The following is a 3,968-nucleotide window of genomic DNA, read 5'->3' on the forward strand; positions in this document are numbered from 1 at the left end:
ATCGGTACAGTCGCATATTTCATTGCATCTGGAATTCCGGTGGAAGAGGCAATGAAAAAAGCCAGTCATGCCGCCGCATTAAGCGTGCAGAAGCGCGGCGCCCAAAAAAGTTTCCCGACCTATGCGGAATGCGGCTTTTGAACGGTAGATCGCTGAATTTTTGCGGAACATTCTACACTGAAATCCAACGGAGCGAAAAACAAATCTTCATTTCGATCCATGCAATGATACTTTTTCTTGTTGTGTCTTCAGAATCATGATAAAATCGTTTGCGTATTGGGAGAGATGGCCGAGTGGTTTAAGGCGCCTGTCTTGAAAACAGGTATGGGGAAATCTCATCGTGGGTTCGAATCCCTCTCTCTCCGCAGAACCGTCCACCAGGACGGTTTTTTTGTTAACCGATTTGAGGGGATTCGAACCCGGGAGGGCTTGATGCGAGCTGGCGAGCATCAAGGGCTGAGCGTAAAAATATCACAATAACAAATAATTCTTTCCAAATTTGATATTGCTGGTTTCGATTTACTCCGAATTATCGAATCTCAATGATGGTATACTTTTTGGCGAATATTGTGGATACAAACCTTTCGGTATAATAACATCATCCGGTTTCAAATTATCAGGGAAGATCATGTATTATGAACAATGAGATCCAAAGCATTATTTCGGCAGCATTACAAGCAGTAAATCCGAAAGTTTTCATTCCAAAAGTTTTACAAAGAGAACAGGACCAACTGATCATCGCAGGGAAAACATTTGAATGGAAACAATTCAAACATATCTACCTTGTCGCAATCGGGAAAGCCGGGCTGAGCATGGCTGCAGCAGTGGATTCCGTATTGCACGATGCGGTCACAGAAGGAATCATTCTCACCAAACATATCGATGATTCTTTTCAATTTTCGGAAAAATACCGTATCTTCAAAGGCGGTCATCCGGTTCCGGATGACGGAAGCGTGCAAGGGGCAAATGCTATCCTCGCCATGCTCGGAAAAACGCTGGCGGATGACCTGGTAATATTCCTGATTTCCGGCGGCGGCTCAGCACTGCTGACCTGTCCGCGTCCTGGCGTGAGCCTGAAGGACATGCAGGATTTCAGCGCACAGATCCTTGCCTGCGGGGCGGATATCAATGAATTCAACACCATGCGCAAGCATCTGGATCTGGTCAAAGGCGGCGGCCTTGCATTACAGGCAGCTCCGGCTTTATGTGTATCGATCATCCTGTCTGACGTCGTGGGCAGCAATCTGAGTACCATCGCATCCGGTCCTACCGTACCCGATCCATCCACGTTCGATGACGCAATCCGTATTCTGGACAAATATCAATTGCGGGGAAGCGTTCCAGCCTCGATCCTGAAAGTGTTGCAGGATGGACAGATGGGTCTGATCCCTGAGACGCTGAAGAATGACGATCCCTGCTGCAAAAAAATCATCAACTGTCTGGCTGCAGACAATCGTATTGCTGCGGTTGCAGCAGCCGAAAAAGGGCGCCAACTTGGTTTCAACTCCGTTATCCTCAGCACAATGCTTACTGGAGAAGCTGCTGTAGTCGGAGCCATGCTGCCTGCATTCCTCTCTGAAATTGATCGTCCTGGTTCCTGGATTCACCGCCCGGCGCTGATGATCTTCGGCGGAGAAACAACGGTTCATATCCACGGGAATGGACTGGGCGGACGGAACCAGGAGCTTGCCTTGGCTGCCGTGCGTCCCATGTCGGACATGAAAGATTCTGCCCTCGTGACACTTGCCACAGATGGAGAAGATGGTCCAACCGATGCAGCCGGCGCTTTCGTCAGCGATGAAACGCTGCAGAAAGGACTGGCTCACGGTCTCAAGCCGGAGGATTTCCTCAATCGCAATGATGCCTATCATTATTTTGAAGCCCTGAACGACCTGTTGAAAACCGGTCCCAGTGGCACCAATGTCAATGATTTGACATTTTTATTTGCTTTCTAAACCAGCAGTCTGCCCCGATGTGGCGATTTTACGAAACATACATGGATTTCGATCCGTATCAATAATTCAAATGATTAATTCGCCCTGCGATTCAAATGCAAAAACCGCACCATAATATTGAATTCTTCCTATTTTTCAAATTACAGCGATCCATCATCTGCAATGGAGGGCAAAAATGAGAGACTCGATCCATAAATATTTCCAAGTCGGCACGATTCAATGGATGTCACATCCGGCTTCGGCCTATTCAGTTCTGGATTCTTTGAAGATTATCGCCTGCGATGACTATTTCGACGCAGTCGAGATCACACATTTCAGCGATGATGAGACTCGTGATAAAGCCAAAAAGATACTTGACCAGTCACATCTGAAAGTCTGTTACGGCGCGCAGCCCTGCCTGCTTGGCCCAAAATTGAATCCCAATGCCATTGATGAAACAGAACGCGAAAAAGCGGAAAACACGCTGTTAAATGCCGTGGATGAGGCAGCGTATCTTGGCGCAAAAAGTATGGCTTTTCTGGCAGGTAAATGGGAAATACAGACGAAAGATCAGGCTTTTGCACAGCTGTTAAAAACTACGAAAAACGTCTGCGCCCATGCCGCTCAGAAAAACATGACTATCAATCTGGAAGTCTTTGATTATGACATGGATAAAGCTGCATTGATCGGTCCTGCTCCATACGCGGCAAAATTTGCGGCTGAAATGCGCCGCGAATGTGCTAATTTTGGTTTGACGGTCGATCTTTCCCATTTCCCAACCACCTATGAGACCTCGAATTTTGTTATTCGCACATTGCGTCCGTATATCAATCATTTCCATTTCGGAAATGCTGTAGTACAAAAAGGCTGTGATGCCTATGGCGATAAACACCCGCGTTTCGGTTTTCCAAAGAGCGCCAACGATACCATGGAACTTGTCGATTACCTGACTGTGATCAAAGAGGAAGGTTTCTTCCATGCAGATGATCCATATGTCCTTTCCATGGAAGTCACACCATTCAACGGTGAGGATGCAGATATCATTCTCGCTAATACCAAACGTGTCCTGAACCGTGCCTGGGCATTGGTACAGGACTGAGTCAATTTCAAAATACGGAGGAGATCATGGCAAAAATTGTCGTATTGGATGGATATGCGGAAAATCCCGGTGACCTCTCCTGGGATGAGCTGGCAAAGCTTGGAGAATTACAAGTATACGATCGCACATCCTGCACCGATGATGATGAAATTATTTCGCGGATTGGAGATGCTGCATATGTATATACGAATAAGACTCCGATCCGCAAAGCTGTTTTAGATGCCTGTCCGGGAATACGCTTCATCAGCATGCTTGCCACCGGTTATAACGTCGTTGATGTAGCCGCCGCAAAAGAAAAAGGGATCCCCGTCTGCAACATTCCTACCTATGGAACGGCTGCAGTTGCGCAATTTGCAATTGCGCTGCTGCTGGAGATCTGCCATAATATTGGTCATCACAGCAATGCTGTGCATAACGGCAAGTGGGCAAATAGCGCGGACTGGTGTTTCTGGGATTATCCTTTGATCGAACTGGAAGGAAAAACCATGGGGATCATCGGGCTCGGACGCATCGGTCAGCGGACTGCTGCCATCGCAAAGGCGCTGGGCATGAAAGTCATCGCTTATGATGAGCATCCAAGCGATGCCGGCAAAGCAGTCGCAGATTATGTCGATCTGGATACGCTGCTGAAAACTTCGGATGTCATCGCGCTCCATTGTCCGCTCTTTCCGTCCACTGAAGGGATCATCAACAAAGATTCCATTAGCAAGATGAAGGATGGTGTGATCATTCTGAACAACTCCCGCGGACCGTTAATCGTAGAAAAAGATTTGGCAGATGCATTGAACTCTGGGAAAGTCGCGGCAGCCGGTTTGGATGTTGTTTCTTCGGAACCGATCAAAAATGACAACCCGCTGCTTCAGGCAAAGAATTGCTTTATCACGCCGCATATCAGTTGGGCGCCCAAAGAAAGCCGGCAGCGGCTGATGGATGCT

3 protein-coding genes and 1 tRNA gene are annotated in these 3,968 nt (G+C 47.6%); all 4 read left to right on the forward strand.

From position 1 onward, the window contains the following. Positions 1 to 279 precede the first annotated feature (279 nt). A tRNA-Ser gene (locus VIS94_12050) sits at positions 280 to 365 on the forward strand. A 270-nt stretch (positions 366 to 635) separates the two neighbouring features. Continuing rightward, positions 636 to 1,955 carry a glycerate kinase gene (locus tag VIS94_12055; protein ID HEY9161806.1) on the forward strand — a complete coding sequence of 440 codons (1,320 nt, stop codon included), beginning with the start codon at positions 636 to 638 and terminating at the stop codon, positions 1,953 to 1,955. Positions 1,956 to 2,130: 175 nt separating this feature from the next. Continuing rightward, entirely contained in the window at positions 2,131 to 3,033 is a 903-nt protein-coding gene (locus VIS94_12060; GenBank protein HEY9161807.1) for a TIM barrel protein, read from the forward strand. Between the two features lie 26 nt (positions 3,034 to 3,059). Then, positions 3,060 to 3,968: D-2-hydroxyacid dehydrogenase (locus VIS94_12065; protein ID HEY9161808.1), on the forward strand; the 909-nt coding region annotated here is incomplete at its 3' end.

The organism is Desulfomonilia bacterium, from assembly GCA_036567785.1.
In the GTDB taxonomy this organism is placed as follows: domain Bacteria; phylum Desulfobacterota; class Desulfomonilia; order UBA1062; family UBA1062; genus DATCTV01.

What these genes read in the sequence shown, in the direction of transcription:
- VIS94_12055 (HEY9161806.1), top strand. Translation starts at nt 636, where the DNA reads ATGAACAATGAGATCCAAAGCATTATTTCGGCAGCATTACAAGCAGTA.
- VIS94_12060 (HEY9161807.1), top strand. Translation starts at nt 2,131, where the DNA reads ATGAGAGACTCGATCCATAAATATTTCCAAGTCGGCACGATTCAATGG.